16 protein-coding genes are annotated in these 19,133 nt (G+C 32.2%); 9 read left to right on the top strand and 7 right to left on the bottom strand.

Features of this window, described 5'->3' with window-relative positions; translation table 11 throughout:
* From Q4Q35_RS18855 to Q4Q35_RS18845, 3 genes are all read left to right on the top strand, one after another.
* Nucleotides 1–240 (top strand): hypothetical protein (locus tag Q4Q35_RS18855; RefSeq protein ID WP_303279581.1); only part of this gene is annotated, 240 nt, incomplete at its 5' end.
* Between the two features lie 473 nt (nucleotides 241–713).
* Nucleotides 714–1,553 carry a DUF547 domain-containing protein gene (locus tag Q4Q35_RS18850; RefSeq protein WP_303279580.1) on the top strand — a complete coding sequence of 280 codons (840 nt, stop codon included), beginning with the start codon at nucleotides 714–716 and terminating at the stop codon, nucleotides 1,551–1,553.
* Nucleotides 1,546–2,238 carry a TIGR04283 family arsenosugar biosynthesis glycosyltransferase gene (locus Q4Q35_RS18845; RefSeq protein WP_303279579.1) on the top strand — a complete coding sequence of 231 codons (693 nt, stop codon included), beginning with the start codon at nucleotides 1,546–1,548 and terminating at the stop codon, nucleotides 2,236–2,238. The genes Q4Q35_RS18850 and Q4Q35_RS18845 overlap by 8 nt, the downstream gene beginning before the upstream one ends.
* 85 nt (nucleotides 2,239–2,323) lie before the next feature.
* On the opposite strand, the gene Q4Q35_RS18840 is transcribed toward Q4Q35_RS18845, so the two are convergent.
* Nucleotides 2,324–3,055 (bottom strand): metallophosphoesterase family protein, encoded by a 732-nt coding sequence (locus tag Q4Q35_RS18840; protein ID WP_303279578.1) that lies wholly within the window; start codon nucleotides 3,053–3,055, stop codon nucleotides 2,324–2,326.
* Between the two features lie 262 nt (nucleotides 3,056–3,317).
* Here Q4Q35_RS18840 and Q4Q35_RS18835 point away from each other — a divergent pair, with 262 nt between their 5' ends.
* Nucleotides 3,318–6,770, top strand: coding sequence for a pyruvate carboxylase (locus Q4Q35_RS18835; RefSeq protein WP_303279577.1), 3,453 nt, complete (start codon nucleotides 3,318–3,320; stop codon nucleotides 6,768–6,770).
* Nucleotides 6,771–7,104: 334 nt separating this feature from the next.
* Here the strand turns inward: Q4Q35_RS18835 and Q4Q35_RS18830 are convergent, their stop codons facing one another.
* Genes Q4Q35_RS18830 through Q4Q35_RS18805 form a run of 6 tightly spaced genes read right to left on the bottom strand, consistent with a single transcriptional unit; the run spans nucleotide 7,105 to nucleotide 13,102 of the window.
* Nucleotides 7,105–8,370 carry a BamA/TamA family outer membrane protein gene (locus tag Q4Q35_RS18830; protein WP_303279576.1) on the bottom strand — a complete coding sequence of 422 codons (1,266 nt, stop codon included), beginning with the start codon at nucleotides 8,368–8,370 and terminating at the stop codon, nucleotides 7,105–7,107.
* Nucleotides 8,371–8,411: 41 nt separating this feature from the next.
* The gene (locus tag Q4Q35_RS18825) at nucleotides 8,412–9,683 is read right to left on the bottom strand and encodes a POTRA domain-containing protein (protein ID WP_303279575.1); all 1,272 of its coding nucleotides are present in this window, start codon (nucleotides 9,681–9,683) and stop codon (nucleotides 8,412–8,414) included.
* On the bottom strand, nucleotides 9,680–10,411 hold the full coding sequence (locus tag Q4Q35_RS18820; RefSeq protein ID WP_303279574.1) for a hypothetical protein: 732 nt from the start codon (nucleotides 10,409–10,411) through the stop codon (nucleotides 9,680–9,682). Before Q4Q35_RS18820 ends, Q4Q35_RS18825 begins: the two co-directional genes overlap by 4 nt.
* On the bottom strand, nucleotides 10,395–11,402 hold the full coding sequence (locus Q4Q35_RS18815) for a glycoside hydrolase family 113 (RefSeq protein ID WP_303279573.1): 1,008 nt from the start codon (nucleotides 11,400–11,402) through the stop codon (nucleotides 10,395–10,397). The genes Q4Q35_RS18820 and Q4Q35_RS18815 overlap by 17 nt, the downstream gene beginning before the upstream one ends.
* A 44-nt stretch (nucleotides 11,403–11,446) precedes the next feature.
* A complete protein-coding gene (locus tag Q4Q35_RS18810; protein WP_303279572.1) occupies nucleotides 11,447–12,364 on the bottom strand; it encodes a hypothetical protein in 918 nt (305 codons plus the stop codon).
* Nucleotides 12,365–12,388: 24 nt separating this feature from the next.
* Nucleotides 12,389–13,102 (bottom strand): DUF547 domain-containing protein, encoded by a 714-nt coding sequence (locus Q4Q35_RS18805; protein WP_303279571.1) that lies wholly within the window; start codon nucleotides 13,100–13,102, stop codon nucleotides 12,389–12,391.
* A 201-nt stretch (nucleotides 13,103–13,303) separates the two neighbouring features.
* Here Q4Q35_RS18805 and Q4Q35_RS18800 point away from each other — a divergent pair, with 201 nt between their 5' ends.
* Genes Q4Q35_RS18800 through Q4Q35_RS18780 form a run of 5 tightly spaced genes read left to right on the top strand, consistent with a single transcriptional unit; the run spans nucleotide 13,304 to nucleotide 18,859 of the window.
* A complete protein-coding gene (locus Q4Q35_RS18800; RefSeq protein WP_303279570.1) occupies nucleotides 13,304–14,602 on the top strand; it encodes an NAD(P)/FAD-dependent oxidoreductase in 1,299 nt (432 codons plus the stop codon).
* Nucleotides 14,603–14,612: 10 nt separating this feature from the next.
* The gene (locus Q4Q35_RS18795) at nucleotides 14,613–16,196 is read left to right on the top strand and encodes a 4Fe-4S binding protein (RefSeq protein WP_303279569.1); all 1,584 of its coding nucleotides are present in this window, start codon (nucleotides 14,613–14,615) and stop codon (nucleotides 16,194–16,196) included.
* 4 nt (nucleotides 16,197–16,200) lie between these two features.
* Complete coding sequence (locus Q4Q35_RS18790; RefSeq protein WP_303279568.1) at nucleotides 16,201–16,683, top strand: toxin-antitoxin system YwqK family antitoxin; 483 nt, start codon at nucleotides 16,201–16,203, stop codon at nucleotides 16,681–16,683.
* Nucleotides 16,680–17,372, top strand: a complete 693-nt coding sequence (locus Q4Q35_RS18785) for a glycosyltransferase family 2 protein (protein ID WP_303279567.1) — start codon at nucleotides 16,680–16,682, stop codon at nucleotides 17,370–17,372. The genes Q4Q35_RS18790 and Q4Q35_RS18785 overlap by 4 nt, the downstream gene beginning before the upstream one ends.
* Nucleotides 17,369–18,859, top strand: coding sequence for a cellulose synthase family protein (locus Q4Q35_RS18780; RefSeq protein WP_303279566.1), 1,491 nt, complete (start codon nucleotides 17,369–17,371; stop codon nucleotides 18,857–18,859). Before Q4Q35_RS18785 ends, Q4Q35_RS18780 begins: the two co-directional genes overlap by 4 nt.
* Nucleotides 18,860–19,133 lie beyond the last annotated feature (274 nt).

The raw sequence follows: 19,133 nt of genomic DNA, 5'->3' as shown, positions 1-19,133 counted from the left end.
AGAGTTTTACACCCCAATGCAACAAACCCTTCAACAGTTACAAACTTAAATACAATAGCACAATTTATAGGACAGCAAACCATGCATACAAATTCAATAGACTCTTCACACGGCGGAGGTCAAATTGTAGAACTGGAATTTGCACCAACAACAGACCAAGTTGCTTTATACGCTGTTAATTCAGTAGAAAACGGTTCAGATGTTAGAATCGACAACTTTTCTATTGATTTAGCAAATTAAAATTATTTAAAAACCACCGTTATAATTGTAATAATAACGGTGGTTTTATAGCTTTTATGCTTTACACAAGTTTTATTGCCGTCTTTTCTGCTATAATAATAAGACAACTCAGTAGATTACACTACCGAACCCACTCTCCTTAAAACCCAAAGCAATATCTCAAATTTCGGGACTCTCATCATAAGTAAGAATGATCTTTGGCTTTTATTTATAATATTTTTAACAGGCTTACTATCTCCTGATTTTATTTTTCTAATTATCTGCGACTAACAGATTTATTAAACATTTTTCGTATTTAAAAATGCTGTAAAGCATAAGCCTTTTACGCTTAAATTTATTGTTTGAAGTAAGAATATTTATTAAATTCCGTCAAAAGTATTACCAACTTTTAACAAGCTACATTAATTTCAACCCAAATCTGTATTGTAATACAGTCCTAAAAATCTGCTTGTTAAGCATTTAAAAGGCTTCATATGAAATATACCATAACGATATTAACCATAATTACTTTATTGTCTTGCTCCGGTGCAAAAAGCACTACAGCAAGTCCCTTAAACAAAAAGGATCAGGTTGAAGCAAAAATCGATAAAACTACCCATCATAAAGTGGACACTGTAATTTCTATAAACAACGATACCATTATAAAAACAAGAGAAACAAAGCCTGCAAATACTTTTAACCATACTTCGTGGGATACATTACTACAAAAGTATGTATCGAATAAAGGCAACGTTAATTATAAAGCATTTAAATCCAATAGGAAGGCATTAACACATTACATTAATTACTTGGGAGAACATATGCCTCAAAATTCCTGGACAAAGGAAGAAAAGCTTGCTTATTGGATTAATGCTTACAATGCGATGACTATCGATTTAATTCTACGTTATTACCCTATTAATAGCATTAAGGATATTAATAAACCTTGGGAGCAACGTTTCTGGAAGCTTGGCGAAAAATGGCATAATTTAAATGAGATTGAACATCAAATTTTACGTAAAATGAACGAACCTCGCATCCATTTTGCTATTGTATGTGCGTCCTTTTCTTGTCCTAAATTACAAAACGAAGCTTTTATTCCGTCAAACATAGATGAACAACTAACCAATGCAACTAAAGATTTTTTAAGTGATTCTGAAAGAAACGATATTTCTAAAGACCATATTAATCTGTCAAAAATATTCCAATGGTTTGCTAAAGATTTTAAACAAGCAGGAACATTAATTAATTTTCTAAATCAGTACTCAGAAATCACCATTTCCGATAAAGCAAAAAAGAATTTTAAAGACTATAACTGGAATTTAAATGAATAGAATCTCAATCATTATACCCATGTTAAATGAAGCGGATCATATTGATAATCTGCTTACACACCTTTTAGAAAACTCTTCAAAAGAAAACATCGCAGACATAATTATTGTAGATGGTGGTAGTACAGATGGATCGCTAGATATCGTTTCAAAATACAAATCTATAAGTTTTTTCAGTTCACCAAAAGGACGAGCTAAACAAATGAATCTAGGCGCAAAATACGCCACTGGAAATATTCTTTATTTTTTACATGCCGATTCGTTTCCTCCTAAAAATTTTGACACCCTTATTATAACCGAGGTCAAAAAAGGCCATGAAGCTGGATGTTTTATAATGAAGTTTAATAGCAACCATTGGTGGCTAAAACTTGCAGGGCAACTAACTCGTTTATCTTGGCAAGCCTGTCGGGGTGGTGATCAAAGTCAGTTTATAACAACCTCCCTTTTTAATAACATTGGTCGTTTTAATGAAGATTTCACTATTTATGAAGACAACGATTTAATTGCAAGATTATATGATCGCAAACAATTTGTTGTGATTCAAAAATGGCTAACAACCTCAGCGAGGTGCTACTATACCAATGGCGTATGGAAATTACAATATTATTATTGGAGAATTCACCTAAAAAAATGGATGGGTGCCGATGCTAAAGAATTAAATCGTTATTATAAAAAGTATGTTTGTTAACTATTATCCCTGCCTTCGCAGGGATCTTATAAATTGAAACTCAATTACTATAAAGTGGATCCCTGCCTGCGCAGGGATGACAAGATTAATCTTTATTTCTTCCCTTTTCATTAGGGTATAAAGCAGGTAAATTATCACTTTGAAACACTTCTTTAGTTTCTAAGTTCATAGCAGTCAACCTGCCTTTAAAAGCTGTACCTGTATCAATATTCCAGACATTGGCAGCATGCATTGGTATGTCCGAATTAAAGTTAGTAGTTGGCGTATGCCCTATATAAATCTCATTATAATGTTTTAAACGCTTAGGATACATAAGGGAGTCCTTGTTTATATTTTTATCCATTGTTAAAGCCATCTCCCAAAGTGTTCTGTCAAAATAAAACGTTTCCTTAAACACTTCTTTTCCTACGCCGTGCATCGATGTAAAACCTGCATGAATAAACAAGCGGTTTTCATTATCAATATGGTACAACGGCATATTTTCAAAAAACTCTAAATGAGCCTTTTTTTCAGTCTTAGAAAAATGAGCATAACTTTCAATAGTTTCTTTGCCTCCATGTATGTACCAAGTAGGATTAACATCATCCGATTTTAACCAATTCTCACACCACACATCATGGTTTCCTTTTATAAAAACACAATTTATTTTTTGAGATAATTCTATTAAAAACTGAATTACTTGAGCAGATTCACTCCAACCATCTACATAATCACCCACAAAAATAAGCGTATCCTCATCTTTAATTTCAATTTTGTTTAACACTTGAATTAAAGCCTTTAAACCGCCATGAATGTCTCCTATTCCAAATATTCTCATTAAGTTATTTTTTTAGCAAAAATAATTTTTATTTAAAGCTTATAATACTAATTGCTCAAAATTTTCATCCCTAGTTTTATGGAATATACGTTACCTATAACTCGATTACTTAGTTTATTGAATTTATAAAATCAATACCACAAAAAATATAAACAATTATCAATTAGTTTGTTATTTAATTAACAATATCATAAAAAATACTCTAATTATATCCTTCAATAGATTAAGTTTGTAATAGCTAAAAACTATAACTAACTCACAAATGAACATTAAAAAAATATTAGTCGCTAATCGTGGCGAAATTGCTATTAGAATTTTTAGAGCCTGTACAGAAATTGGCGTAAAAACTATTGGCATTTATACTTATGAAGACAGGTATTCTCTCCACAGGCATAAATCTGATGAAGCTTACCAAATAGGCGAAGATCATGAACCGTTAAAACCATATTTAAATATAGATGCGATTATAAAAATTGCATTAGAAAATGGCGCAGATGCTATTCACCCCGGTTATGGTTTCCTTTCTGAAAATGCAGATTTTGCACAAGCATGTCAAGACAACAATATTATTTTTATTGGACCAAAAATTTCTGTTTTAAAATCTCTTGGAGATAAAATTACAGCTAAAAAAGTCGCTTTAGATAACAATATTCCTATTATAAGAAGTAATACCAAACCTTTAAATAGTATAAATACGGCATTAAGTGAAGCTAAAGAAATTGGATACCCAATTATGCTAAAAGCAGCTTCTGGTGGTGGTGGTAGAGGTATGCGTGTTATAAGAAAAGAAGAAGAGCTTAAAGCTGCTTTTAATGAAAGTAAACGAGAGGCTTTAAATGCTTTTGGAGACGATACGGTCTTCTTAGAAAAATTTGTTGAAAACCCAAAACATATTGAGATTCAAATTGTTGCAGATAATTACGGCAATACAGTGCATTTATATGAAAGAGACTGTTCTGTACAACGCCGTTATCAAAAAGTAATAGAGTTTGCGCCTTCTTATGGCTTAAAAGAAGAAACAAAAACCGCTTTATACGACTATGCTACTAAAATTTGTAAAGCGGTAAATTATAATAACATTGGTACTGTTGAGTTTTTAGTAGATGATGATGATTCTATTTATTTTATCGAAGTAAACCCAAGAATACAAGTAGAGCATACGGTTACAGAGGTTATTACAAATATAGACTTAGTTAAAACTCAATTATTTATAGCTGGCGGATATAAATTATCTGATCAACAAATAAAAATCACAAATCAAGAAGCTATAAAAATAACGGGGTATGCTTTACAATGTAGAATAACTACAGAAGACCCTCAAAATGATTTTAAACCGGATTACGGAACTATTTCAGCATATAGAAGTGCATCGGGGTTTGGTATTCGTTTAGATGCCGGAAGTATATACCAAGGTGTTACTATTTCTCCTTTTTTCGACTCCATGTTAGTAAAAGTTACTGCGAACAGCAGAACGTTAGATGGTGCTAGTAGGAAAGTAAGCCGTGCATTAGCCGAATTTAGAATTCGTGGTGTAAAAACTAATATTCCTTTTTTAAATAATATTCTAAAACACGATACTTTTAAAGAGGGAAAAGTTACTGTAAACTTTATTAAATCTAATCCGGACTTATTCAATTTTAAAGAATCGAGAAATAGAGCTACTAAACTTATTACTTACTTAGGGGATGTTATTATAAACGGAAATGATGACGTAAAAAAATTAAACCCAACCAAAACATTTGTAAAGCCTAAAGTCCCAAAATTTGATATAACAGCCGGTTATACTGATGGCACCAAAGATTTACTAACAAAGCTAGGTCCTGAAAAATTTTCGGAATGGTTGAAAAATGAAAAAAAGGTTCATTTTACAGATACCACCATGCGGGATGCACACCAAAGCTTATTAGCTACTAGAATGCGTACTTACGATATGATGAAGGTGGCCGAAGGCTATGCAAAAAATCATCCAGAAATATTTAGTATGGAAGTTTGGGGCGGTGCTACTTTCGATGTTTGTATGCGCTTTTTACAAGAAAACCCATGGGAACGCCTGCAAATGATTCGTAAAGCGATGCCTAACATATTATTACAAATGTTACTTAGAGGTTCTAATGGTGTTGGTTACAAAGCCTACTCTGATAATGTAATAGAAAAATTTATACAGCAATCTTGGGAAAATGGTATCGATATTTTTAGAATTTTCGATTCACTTAACTGGATGAAATCCATTGCGCCTTGTATTGAACATGTAAGAAATAAAACAAACGGTTTGGCAGAAGCCTCTATCTGTTATACTGGTGATATTTTAAATAAAGAAAACACCAAATACAACTTAAAGTATTATACAAATCTTGCTAAAGATATTGAAAACGCAGGGGCACATATTTTAGCCATTAAAGACATGGCCGGTTTATTAAAACCATATGCTGCTTTCGAACTTATTTCTGCATTAAAACAGGAAATAAACATCCCTATTCATTTACATACACACGATACCTCATCTATTCAATCTGCTACGTATTTAAAAGCTGTAGAAGCTGGTGTTGATGTTGTTGATGTTGCTTTGGGTGGTTTATCTGGGTTAACATCGCAACCAAACTTCAACTCTGTTGTGGAAATGTTACGATTTAACGAAAGAGAATCTGCTATAAACATAGATTCTTTAAATAATTATTCGAACTATTGGGAAACTGTAAGAGATTATTATTATCCTTTTGAATCTGGTTTAAAAGCTGGATCTGGCGAGGTGTTTAAACATGAAATTCCTGGGGGACAGTATTCTAATTTAAAACCACAAGCTCAGGCTTTAGGTTTAGAAGATCGTTTTCATGAAATAACAAAAATGTATGGTGAGGTTAATCAACTGTTTGGTGATATTGTAAAAGTGACTCCCAGCTCGAAAGTTGTTGGAGATATGGCACAATATCTGGTTAGTAATAATCTAACCATAGAAGATGTACGAGAGCGTGGTGATACTATTTCATTTCCGCAATCTGTTGTAAGTTTCTTTAAAGGAGATTTAGGGCAGCCTGTTGGAGGTTTTCCAAAAAAACTTCAAAAGTTAATTTTAAAGAACCAAGAACCTTATTCAGACAGACCAAACGCGCATATTCCACCTATAGATATTGAAGAAGATTACAAATCTTTCAAAAAAACATTTGAGAAAGGTTTAGGAAGACCCGCCGATATTACTGACTTTTTATCTTACAGTCTTTACCCAAAAGTATTTACAGATGCCTATAACAAGCATTTAAAATATGGTAATTTGATGTACTTGCCTACTAAAAATTTCTTTTATGGCATGGACATAGGAGAAGAAATTATAGTACCGTTAGATAAAGGAAAATCTGTACTCATCACTCTAGAATCTATAGGCGAACCTAATGATGAAGGTATGGTTACTGTATATTTTAGAGTAAACGGACAAGGGCGTAGTGTTGAAATTAGAAATACGTCTGTTAAAGTCGATAAGGTTGAACATGTTAAGGTAGATAAAGCCGACGAAAAACAAATAGGCGCACCGTTACAAGGGCTGTTATCTACAGTTTTGGTAAAAAAGGGTGAAAAAGTTGTTAAAAATCAGCCTTTGTTTATTATTGAAGCTATGAAAATGGAAACGACTATCACGGCTGTTGATGATGCTACTATAAAACAAATAGCTTTAAAAGCAGGGACTATGGTAAACTCTGAAGATTTGGTGTTGAAATTAGAGTAATGTAAATATCAAGAAACTCTGTTATTCCTGCGTAGGCAGGAATCTACTTGAATATTAGAAATTTTGAATCGTTACTTTACTTTTATTAAAATAAATATCATTCAAAATTATTTACTAGATCAATTCAGAATCTCACGAAGTTTTATTGATTAAAATATAAAGCTAGTCTTGAAGAATTGTTTGTCTATGATAATATTTTACAGACTAGTGGATCCATGCCTACGCAGGGATGACAAAAACGATTAAAATTTGAGTAATGTAAATATCAGTAAACCTTGTCATTCCTGCCTTCACTTCGACTACACTCAGTGACCGGGGCAGGGATGACAAACAATTAAAAATACTGTCCAATACCAAACACAAAACCTTTGGTAGCATTTTCAGTTATACCATGGCCATAATCAATTCTAAAAATGGCATTGTATATTTTTTTATGAATAAGACGAAGTCCTAGCCCCGGATAAACTTTAATGTTATCTTCTCTGCTAAAATCGCCAAAGTCACCTCCCGGATTTCGCCATGTACCACTATCTATAAAAGCATTTCCTTGTAAAACAAACCAACCTTTTTCATATAAAGTATGACGGTATTCTGTATTAAGCACAATAACACCTGTTCCTCTATCTATAGTATTACCTACCCCTCTTACATTTAAATTATTATCTACAGAAAAAGGGGCAAATGGCGTATTATCGTTGGTTGATAAACCCATCCTTAATCTATTGGCCCAATTTCCTCGTTTTCCAATACGTTTAAAATAAAAGAAATCATTCCAACCAATAAAAAAATCGGGAAGTGTCGCATCGGTAGATGTAACATATTGAAAATTAAACTGACTCCTAAATCCAGATATATACTGGTAGTAATAATCTAAATTATTATATTCATAAATCCCTTTAATAAGCCACTTATGCACATTTAATACTTGCGGTACATTAGGGCTAGTAGCTCCAAATTTATATCGATAATCTTCAACAAAATAATTCAACCCTAGATCTAATTTGTTTCTAAAATTGAATTCATACAACCCTAAAACTTCAAAAGACTTATTTCTATACTTATAATCAGCAGTTTCATTTTCAAAAAAGACAGGTTCTTGTGTTGTTAAATTCTGATGGTTTATTGCTAACCCAAGTTTATTGGAAAACAAATAAGGTGCTCTAAAATTTATCGCATAAGAACTATAAATATCTTTTTGGTAGAAGCCTCCAAAAGTTATATTCCTTCCCAGGAAATTAAATTCATAAAGCCCCGCTCGATATGCAAACTCATCATCATTAGTCGTATAGATACTTAAAGACGGAATGAGTGTGAAGTTTTCTTCAATATTATAAAACACATTGTATTGGTTATCTTCTGAAGGAAATACTTGATAGTAAGCATGAGATACTGAGGGCAATCGTTTTAAACGTAAAATATCTCGTTCTATAATTAAAGAATCTAATTTACTTCCCGATTTAATAGTAGATATGCCTTTTATAAATGAGGCCTTTATTTTTTTATTCCCTTGAATTTTAAGGTCATGAACAATTCTTCTCTCTTGCCCATAAGAATACAAACCCAAAATAAGCAACAAAAATATGATTGTTTTTTTAAACATATAAGAGGGGAAAATTATCCATTAAAAATAAACTTTTAAAATTAAAAATATTGTCCAATTCCGAAAACAATTCCATTAGTAGCTTCACTTCCTATCCCATAGCCATAGTCTAACCTAAAAACAGCATTAAAAATTCTTTTGTGTATAAATCTAATTCCTAAGCCTGGATAAAACTTAATCGTACTTCCATCGAACAACTCTCCCAAATCACCTCCTGGAGTTCTCCAAGAACCTGTATCAACAAAGGCGTTCCCTTGTAATACGAACCAGCCTTTTTCGTATAACGTCTGTCTATATTCGGTATTAAGTACGATTGCTGCTGTCCCTCTATCTATAGTATTACCTGCTCCTCTAATATTTAATTGATTATCTACTGCAAAAGGCGCAAAAGGAGTTTCATCATTAGATGCATAAGCTAATCGTAATCTATTTGCCCAATTGCCTCTGTCTCCTATTCTTTTAAAATACTCAAAATCATTTCGACCAATAAAAAAGTTCCTTAAAAGATCATCTTCTCCACTATTGCCAGTAACAAATCTATACGTTAAAATACTTCTAAAACCATTTTGGTACTGATAGAATATATCAATATTATTATATTCATACTCACCAATAATGGATACTTTATTTGCTTGTAGTTGTGTAGGTATTCCTGTTGGTAAATCACCTTCTAAAAAGCCATAGCTTTCTGAATCGATATTTAAACCTAGCTCTAATCGGTTATGAAAATTTGGTTCGTACTGAAGTTTAATTTCAAATGCTTTATAATCGAACTTGTAATTTACATCACTACCATTATTAAAAAAAACAGGTTCTTGAGACACCAAATTCTGATAGTTTAGACCTAATCCTAATTTACGAGTGAATAAGTTTGGAGCTTCCCAAAAAGCACCATAAGAATTAAAGACATCTCTGCTATAAAAACCTCCTATTATTTGGTTTCTACCTAAAAAATTAAAATCGAATAGTGAAATTCTATAAGCAAACTCTCCATTATTATCTGTAGATATATTTAACCCTGGTATAATAGCAAAATTCTCTTCTATAATATAGGTTAAATGATGCTTACCATCCCCTAAAGACTCTAATTTATATTCTGCGTTTGCTACCGAGGGTAGTAACTTTAGACGTCTTATATCTGAATTTATTTTAGCTGAATCTAAAATAACCCCTTCTTTTACAAAAGCTAATCTTTTTAAGAATGCTGTTCTGGTTCTTTTATTTCCTTCTATATCAATTTTATAAATGCTTTGTTCTTGTGCATATGAAAATGCAAAAAGCAACAGTAAAATAATAGTTACAATTCTTTTCACAGTGAGGTAAAAGTTTTATTAATAACAAAATTTACCCAATTGTCTTCGCTTACATCCATTAAGGTGAAATTATAAGTGTTATTTAAGACTAAGGGCTGAGGTGTTTCTGTAGTAATGTTTAAAACTACATTGCTTGTGTCGTAGTATTGAAAATAGTTCTGATAGGTATAAGTGCCAGATAACAGATTATTTTGATCATCAGAAATTACTTGAAAATAAATAGCATTGTCTCCAACTGGGTCATCAACCCAAGTAAAATTAGGCATTCCCGACTCATCTTGATTAATCTCTACGTCGTCACTCCAAACCGTTGGCTTTGAAATTTGCTTGGTTCTAATAGGGTTAGATATTTTTATTTCTCCGTCCAATTCAAACGTAACAATAATCCACTTTTCGGTAGAAGCAGCCTGTGTAAACTTACCTAAATAGCCATTAAAAAAAGGAGTGCTTTGCAATAAAATCTGCGTGTAATTTGAGAAATCACTATTATCAACCTGAGCATGTACCGTTTCGTAATATCTAATATTTGTAGCGCCTTCTTCTGGGTAGTAAAACGTTAGAATATCTTTTGTCTCATTATCACTGGCAGCACAAGCTATAACAGCTCCAACCTCAAAAATATCACCTTCCAAGTAAGAGGCTAGGTTAGGTGACTCATCATCATTACTGGAACATGAAAATATATTTAGAATAATAAGTGCATATACTATTTTATTTATGTAATCCATAATGTGTTTTTATCAAATCCTCGACAGGTTTATTTTGCGGTGTAAACCTTGAATTTTGTTCACCTCCAGAAGCTTCATGATTATGGTACCATTTCCAAATAAACCCTCCAGAGAACCAATCCTCTCTCCAAAACGTTTCAAAAAGAGCCTGAGTCGTATTGGTTTGTGCATCCATATTAACACTTATCATACTTCTATCACTTTTCCAAGGTTCTTTTCCCGAATAATCAACACTTCTGTAACCAAACTCAGTAAATAAAATAGGTTTATTATTTTTATTAGAGAGTTCTAATATGGTCTGTTTATGTGTTTTCCAACCTTCTAAACACTCAGCAACTGTTGGTGTTTTACTATTACTAACTGGAAAGTAAGCATCGACACCTATATAATCTAAATCATTCCAAAAAGGAGTACGTTTAAATTCATCCCAGTTAGCCGCATATGTTAATTTACCTTTATATAACTTCTTTACTTCAATAATTAAATTATGCCAGTAATCGGGCCTGTTTTCAATAAATTTTTCAAGTTCTGTACCAATACAAAAAATCTCTACTTTCATCTCTTGAGCTAGTTGTGCATATTCTAAAATAAATTTTGAATATGACTTTTCTAGCAACTCCCAATCTGCTTCGTTATTCATTTCTATAAAGCCAGTAAATGCTCCGCGACGAATCCAAATTTGAGGCTTTAGCATCACTTTTATATTCGACTTATAAAGTGCTTCAATATATTGTTTTGCGCCTCCTCTGGTTTCACCATACCATTGTCTGCTTGTATTAAACACGATATCCGGATAGTCCAAACTTCTAATAAACCCAAAAGGCATTACTGCTGCATAATTAGCATTTACATTAACAACAGGTTTAATATGGCTCTCATTCACTGCTTCCCTAGAGCTAACAAAACTAATACCGTTAATTTTTTTAGTTTGGGCAGTGCAAGATTGAAGAAGTAAAACCGAAAATACAATTAGGAGTTTGAATCTTTTCATAAATATTAAAGTTATTATCAAAACTCCTAATTTAATATTAATGATTAAAACAGCGCCCTTAAACCTAAACTAAATGTCTGTCCTAATCCTTGAAAATTATTTCCTGTTACTATTTTACCAAACGAAGCTTCTAAATTTAAAGCCTGTGTTATTTGATATTTCCCTCCAAAACCTAATTGGGTATAACGTTGAGAGAAATCGTTCCCTAAATCAATTAAAAAAGCTTGTTGAGCATTTACAAATAATGTTGATTTATTTGATGGAAAATAACTTAAAAAAGCACTTAATGGCAAAAACAAGCTATTATTTGCAAATCGTTCTCCAACATTTTCTGTAGCTGCATCTGCCTCAGAAGATTTTTCTCCAAAGTTAAATCCGAAATCTGCTTCGGTAAAAATTTGCCAGTCTCCGCCTCCAAAAGTTTTATCAAAAAAGAATTTTGTTTCCCAGAATGTACTCTTTTTATCTAAATATGCTGCATTAGGTTCATCTCCAAATATTGCAAAGTACACAGAACTTGTAAACGAAAAGTTAGGGACATTAGCAAAAGGCTGCACTCTTATGGATGGCGCTATGGTTGTAAAACCACTTCTGGAATCAACTTTATTATTATCAAAATCGAAAACACTCAAAGCTCCTTGCCCACCATAATTATTAGATCTTATTTGAAAAACCAAACCTATGTTTACTCTGGCATTATCACTTATACCAGTATATATTTCTGTGGTATTAGTAAAAAAGTTTTGTCGTGCTATTTTTTGAGAATTACTTCCTGAATCTGTTTGCTCTGTTTGTGTATAAAGGCTATTAAAAAACTTAATATCCCACTGTCCTTTCTTTAATAATTTTGAAGGTGTATATGTTTGAATATTACTTTTTTCTTGATCTCCATCAGTTTCTTGTGAAAAACCAGAAAATGATATTATTGTAATTGCTAGTAATGCTAATATTATTTTTTTCATTTTTTTTTGATTCGTTAGTTATTCTTATTGTTTATTTACATTCCAATTATATGGAAAATAGCTTAGCTTAAAATTATCAGGTATTTTTTCTGTTCTATATATATTAATAAAGTCTATTTCTGTTTTGCCGTTCATAGTAAAGTCCTTTTTGTACCATTCCATTATTTGCGATACTTTTACACGTTTCTTTTTCGTGTTTACCTGTAAAAAGCTTCCGTTTAATGCTTTTTTAGTTTGCTCATCCATTTGAGCATTTAATGTATTTGGCAAATACGCTTTATTAATTAATGGTGGGCAACCTATGGCTCCACATACTAATACAAAATGAAAACGGGCATCATTAAATTGTGCTCTTAACAATTTATGTTCAATATCATTTAACGTGATTTTCTTACCACCTAAATGGTACATAGTTTTATCGAAAAACCCCGCATGATCTAAAGGTGATTTTGTTGGATAGTTATCTATAACACCTTTTATAACTGATAAGTTATAAGCATTAATCCAAAATGCCTGATAATCTTTAGCATCATTTTTAGATACAGAAATAGTCTCTGCCAGCTTTAAAATCTCATCTAGTGATGCTTTATTAGAATTAATTTTTGAATACGCTACTTTTCCATCTGCGACATTGGTTTTAAAGAAACCGTCTGCCTTTTCAAAAAAAACATGTAACTCTTGAGCCGAAAGTGATAGGCTACTAAAAAACATAAATGTTATAATACTTATATACTTCATCTTTAATACGTTTATTAATTTTCAACTTTGCTTCAGTCTGAATAGTTTCAACAAACTTTCAAAAAAAAATAAAATTTTTAGTGTCCGAATTCTACTCTAAAGCTTACAACAAAAAAACAATTTATATTTATTCTAAATACAGATTTTCCATTAAGTTCTTACCTTTAGTTTCGACAGAATACCAACTACAATTAAAAAATCATGGAACATATTGTTATTATAGGAAACGGAATTTCTGGTGTTACAACGGCCAGACATATTCGTAAGCTTTCAGAAAAACAAATCACCATAGTATCTGCAGAAACAGATTATTTCTTTTCGCGAACTGCACTTATGTATGTTTATATGGGACATATGAAATTTGAACATACGCAACCTTACGAAAATTGGTTTTGGGAAAAGAATAGAATTAATCTTAAAAAAGGGTATGTTAAAAATATTGAAACTAAAAGCAAGACATTACACTTTGCAGAAGGTGACACTTTAAAATACGATAAACTTATTATTGCAACTGGAAGTAAACCGAATAAATTTGGTTGGCCAGGGCAAGATTTAGAAGGTGTTATGGGTATGTACCATAAACAGGATTTAGAAAATCTTGAAAAATACGCTCCAAATAATAAGGTATGTAAACGTGCTGTTATTGTAGGTGGTGGCTTAATAGGTATTGAGCTTGCCGAAATGTTACACTCTCGTCATATCCCCGTTACATTTTTAGTTAGAGAAAGTAGTTTTTGGAATGGTGTTTTACCTGAAGGAGAATCTGCTATGATTAACAGAGAAATATTAAATCATGGTATCGATTTAAGATTAGGTGCGAATTTAAAAGAAATAAAAGCAGATGCAAATGGTAAAGTAAAATCGATTGTCATTCAGGAAACAGGTGAAGAAATTGAATGTAATGTCGTTGGTTTAACTGCCGGAGTATCTCCCAATATTGATTTTATAAAAGACTCTGAAATAGAAATTGGTCGAGGCGTAAAAGTGAATCGTTTTTTAGAAACCAATATTCCAGATGTGTATGCGATTGGCGATTGTGCCGAGCAACACGAAGGTATTGACCAACGCAGACCTATTGAAGCTGTATGGTATACTGGCCGTATGATGGGAGAAACCCTAGCACAAACTATTTGTGGTAACCGCATTCAATATAAACCAGGGCATTGGTTTAACTCAGCTAAGTTTATGGATATTGAATATCAAACTTACGGTTGGGTATTTTCTAAACCAAGAGAAAATGAAACACACTTTCATTGGAAGCATGATGATGACACCAAATGCATAACCGTATGCTATAATACAACATCAAATGAATTTTTAGGAATTAACACTTTTGGTATAAGAATGCGCCATGAAATATTTGACCGTTGGCTTACTGAAAAACGTGATATTGATTACGTTATGACCCACCTAATAGAAGCTAATTTTGATCCGGAATTTTTTAAACATTTTGAAAAAGATATTCTTAAAGCATACAATAATAAGTTACAACTAGCCTAAACAAAATATAATGAGTAATAAATTAAACGATAGTATGTCTTTGGCAAACCCTAATGGGGTTTCAACAAAGCAAAAAGTCGCCACAGGAATTGGCGTTTTAGGTCTTTTTATATTAGTATTGGCCTTTTTTAATATACAACTAGCGAATAGTGGCATTATACTCACTGTAGCCTTAGGGTTAATTACTGGTGGCATTGTGTTATATACTAACGCCCTATATTCGGGCAAAAGCAAAGGCATAAAAAATGATGGTATTTGGTTTAAATCTATTTCATCTCGTGGCGTTTTAGGTTGGATTACTGGTGTTATTTTAACGGCATTTTATATGGTGCTATATTTTTATCCACATCTATTGGGATTAGGTAAAGATGGTGCAGCAAATACAGGTTTAATTTCCGTATTCGACCCTTTAAGTCAATTATTAAGTGGAAGAAATGCGAGCCAATGGTTTGTTTATGGTACACTTTATACAATCGCTATATTGGCTTTTGGTTATAAATTTATAATGAAATACCGACATAATCGTTACGAACAAATTCGAACAGGTTCGGTTATGTTCTTTCAATTGGCATTTGCTTTTTTAATTCCGGAATTTATGTATAGAATGAATTCTGGTTTACCTTATTACGATTTAAAAAGTGTATGGCCTCTTAACTATTATATTTTTGATGAATGGTCTGTTAAAGGTTTCTTATCTAACGGAAATATTGGTTTAGCACTTATTCTTTTTGGCATTATTTCAATATTCGTTATTACGCCTATTTTAACTTATAAATATGGTAAACGTTGGTACTGCTCTTGGGTTTGCGGTTGTGGTGGTTTAGCCGAAACTGCAGGAGACTCTTTTAGACAATTATCTTCTAAAAAAATGTCTGCATGGAAATTGGAGCGCTGGTTAATCCATACGGTTTTAGTATTCTCTGTAGTAATGACAACTGCCATGGTTTATACTTATTTGGGCTATGACCATAATCAATTCTGGCTTACTAAAGGTGTTTTTATTGGTTTAGTGATCGCATTCTTAACATTAGTTTTCGTTGTTATTATGTATTATAAACGTAAAGAATTGGGTAAGGATGCAAAATACGGTGCTATTGGTTATTTTGTGGTAATTGCGTCTTTATTATTAATGCATTTTACAGGTGGTATAGAAGAAGTTTTCTTTATTAAAAGTAGTACGCTGCGTTCAGCATACGGATTTTATATCGGCTCCATATTCTCTGGTGTTATTGGCACCGGGTTTTACCCGATTTTAGGTAGCCGAGCTTGGTGCCGATTTGGTTGTCCAATGGCTGCTATTTTAGGATTTCAACAACGTATGTTTTCTAAATTTAGAATTACAACTAATGGCGGACAATGTATTTCATGCGGTAACTGTTCTACACACTGTGAAATGGGAATCGATGTACGTGCTTATGCTCAAAAGGGCGAAAATATTGTTCGTTCAAGCTGTGTTGGTTGTGGGGTTTGTAGTGCTGTTTGCCCAAGAGGTGTATTAAAATTAGAAAATGATTCTATAAAAGGACGTATTAACCCTACCGAGGTCTTATTAGGAAACGATGTTGATTTAATGGATTTAGTTAATAAAAAATAGAAGTTTGCAGTTTTCAGTTACAATTTTCAGTTTAGCCTTATTTGCTACTTTAGCGATTAACGCTCAAAAATCATATAAAAAAACATATTACGATAACGGTAATATAAAATCTGAAGGGTGGTTACACAATAATCAGAAAGTGAAATACTGGACGTTTTACTACCCAAACGGTCGCATTAAAAAAGAAGGTCATTTTCAAAAAGATAAACCTATAAAATATTGGTATTTTTATGTCGAAAATGGCAAGAAACAATCTGAAGGTCATTATGTTTATGGTAAGAAAAATAATTGGTGGATATTTTATGATACTCTAGGAAAGATTAATCATAAGTGCCAATTAAAAGATAATCTAAAAAATGGCTATTGCTTAATGTATAAAAACGAAAAATTGGTTTCAGCAAAAAAATATAAATTTGGTGAAAAAATTAAAGAATGGACAGACTTTAAGTCTTTCAAGAAAGAAAATAAATTATCTGACCTTCTATGACCCATATAAAAGTTATCATACCTGCTTTTAACGAAGCTGCATCAATCTCCAATGTTATTAATGATATCCCGACTCGTGTTGATGAAATTATTGTAGTGAGCAACAACTCTACCGATAATACCGAAATTAACGCAAAAAAAGCAGGAGCAACCGTATTAAAAGAAACTAATAAAGGGTATGGTTATGCTTGCTTAAAGGGAATGGATTACATTTCAAAACAAGAAAAGAGACCAGACATCGTTGTATTTTTAGACGGTGATTACAGTGATTATCCAGAAGAATTAACCAAAATTGTGGCTCCTATTATAAATGATGATATAGATTTTGTAATTGGTACACGTGTAAAGCGACTTAGAGAACAAGGTTCTATGACCATCCCTCAAATTTTTGGAAATTGGCTGGCAACTAGTTTAATGACCTTATTTTTTCGTGCTAAATTTACAGATTTAGGTCCTTTTAGAGCTATTAAATATGATACATTATTGGCTCTAAACATGGAAGATAAAACTTATGGTTGGACGGTAGAAATGCAATTAAAAGTGCTAAAGCAAAAATTTTCATATGCCGAAATACCAGTTAATTACAGAAACAGAATAGGTGTATCAAAAGTTTCAGGTACGGTAAAAGGTGCTATATTTGCAGGTATAAAAATTTTAGGTTGGATTTTTAAATACAGTATTAAAAAATGATTTTTCAGACTATTGTTATAATAATATATACCGCTGCGCTTTTACTTATATTTTTATATGCATTAGCTCAACTAAATCTGCTCTTTAACTATATAAGTGCTCAAAAAAAATGTGATGATTGCTCAAAATTCGATCTTACAAATCTGGACGAAATCCCATATGTAACGATACAACTCCCCGTTTATAACGAAATGTACGTTATGGAACGTCTGCTAAATAATATTGCAGAAATTGATTATCCTAAAAACAAGTTAGAAATACAGGTGTTGGACGACTCTACCGATGAAACTGTAGAAACTACACGCCAACAAATAGACACCTTAAAAGCAGCCGGATTAGACATTAAGCACATTACAAGAGTCGATCGTATTGGTTTTAAAGCTGGAGCACTTAAAGAAGGTTTAGAGGTTGCAAAAGGAGAATTTGTTGCTATTTTCGATTCTGATTTCCTTCCTAAAAAAGATTGGTTAAAGCGTACCATTCCTTATTTTAAGGATAAAAGTATTGGTGTAGTACAAACCAGATGGGGGCATATTAACCGTAACTATTCTATTCTTACTAAAATACAAGCCTTTGCTTTAGATGCGCATTTTACGTTAGAGCAAGTTGGCAGAAATAGCAAAGGGCATTTCATTAATTTTAATGGCACTGCCGGTGTATGGCGTAAAGCATGTATTATAGATGCTGGTAATTGGGAAGGTGACACTCTAACTGAAGATCTCGATTTAAGTTACCGTGCCCAATTAAAAAACTGGAAATTTAAATATCTTGAAGATGTAGAAACGCCTGCCGAGCTTCCTGTAGTAATAAGTGCAGCACGCTCACAACAATTTAGGTGGAATAAAGGTGGTGCTGAAAACTTTAGAAAAATGATGTGGAAGGTTTTAAAAAACCAAAACACATCGGCTAAAACAAAAGCACATGGGCTATTACACTTACTTAACAGTACTATGTTTTTAAATATCCTCATAGTAGCTGTACTAAGTATTCCTATGTTATATATAAAGAATGAATATGCTCATTTAAGACCTTATTTTTACGTCATGAGTTCCTTTGTTGTTAGTACTATTATATTTTTTATTTGCTATTGGATTATGTACAAAAGGATTTATGGTAGCGGCATAAAAAACTTTATAGGTTACATAGGTATGTTCTTTGTATTTTTCTCTATTGCCATGGGCTTCTCATTACATAATTCCATTGCTGTTTTGGAAGGTCATTTGGGCAAAAAGAGTGAATTTATACGCACCCCAAAATTTAATATTAACACATTAAAAGACAGTTGGAAAAACAACAAATACATTAAAAAAACGGTGTCGGTACACGTTATTTTTGAAGGGTTACTTATGGCTTACTTCGGTTTTGGAATGTATAGCGCTTTTATTGTAGGCGATCAAGGTGGCGATTTTGGGCTTTTCCCTTTTCACCTGATGCTTTTTGTTGGTTTTGGTTATGTATTTATTAAATCTTTGACTTCTAAAGTATAAAAATCCAAGAGGCTAAAAAGTATCATTCTAAATGACAAAGTTTCTAACTTTTTAGACCTTGTTAAATTCTTTATCTATTTAATCTGAGTTCGGTTTAATACCAATTATTATTTAAAATAACCCATATAATTTGTTTCTATTTCGCTCATATTTCAATATAAAACATGTGCTCAGCTTGACTGGGTATAAAACCATAACTAAGGCTATGATTGAATTTTCTATCTTATCTGAACAAAATATAATTCAAATTATTTATAGCTCATTTTAAATAATA

The sequence above is a fragment of the Flavivirga aquimarina genome (genome assembly GCF_030540835.1).
GTDB lineage: Bacteria > Bacteroidota > Bacteroidia > Flavobacteriales > Flavobacteriaceae > Flavivirga > Flavivirga aquimarina.
The sequence above is the reverse complement of the archived record's forward strand: the minus strand, read 5'-3'. Positions and strand labels throughout refer to the sequence as shown.

Bases quoted from the DNA above. Each gene is read 5' to 3' on its own strand.
- Q4Q35_RS18780 (WP_303279566.1), top strand. From the start codon at position 17,369: ATGATTTTTCAGACTATTGTTATAATAATATATACCGCTGCGCTTTTA.
- Q4Q35_RS18850 (WP_303279580.1), top strand. From the start codon at position 714: ATGAAATATACCATAACGATATTAACCATAATTACTTTATTGTCTTGC.
- Q4Q35_RS18820 (WP_303279574.1), bottom strand. From the start codon at position 10,411: ATGGATTACATAAATAAAATAGTATATGCACTTATTATTCTAAATATA.
- Q4Q35_RS18800 (WP_303279570.1), top strand. From the start codon at position 13,304: ATGGAACATATTGTTATTATAGGAAACGGAATTTCTGGTGTTACAACG.
- Q4Q35_RS18845 (WP_303279579.1), top strand. From the start codon at position 1,546: ATGAATAGAATCTCAATCATTATACCCATGTTAAATGAAGCGGATCAT.
- Q4Q35_RS18805 (WP_303279571.1), bottom strand. From the start codon at position 13,102: ATGAAGTATATAAGTATTATAACATTTATGTTTTTTAGTAGCCTATCA.
- Q4Q35_RS18815 (WP_303279573.1), bottom strand. From the start codon at position 11,402: ATGAAAAGATTCAAACTCCTAATTGTATTTTCGGTTTTACTTCTTCAA.
- Q4Q35_RS18810 (WP_303279572.1), bottom strand. From the start codon at position 12,364: ATGAAAAAAATAATATTAGCATTACTAGCAATTACAATAATATCATTT.
- Q4Q35_RS18795 (WP_303279569.1), top strand. From the start codon at position 14,613: ATGAGTAATAAATTAAACGATAGTATGTCTTTGGCAAACCCTAATGGG.
- Q4Q35_RS18830 (WP_303279576.1), bottom strand. From the start codon at position 8,370: ATGTTTAAAAAAACAATCATATTTTTGTTGCTTATTTTGGGTTTGTAT.
- Q4Q35_RS18835 (WP_303279577.1), top strand. From the start codon at position 3,318: ATGAACATTAAAAAAATATTAGTCGCTAATCGTGGCGAAATTGCTATT.
- Q4Q35_RS18840 (WP_303279578.1), bottom strand. From the start codon at position 3,055: ATGAGAATATTTGGAATAGGAGACATTCATGGCGGTTTAAAGGCTTTA.
- Q4Q35_RS18785 (WP_303279567.1), top strand. From the start codon at position 16,680: ATGACCCATATAAAAGTTATCATACCTGCTTTTAACGAAGCTGCATCA.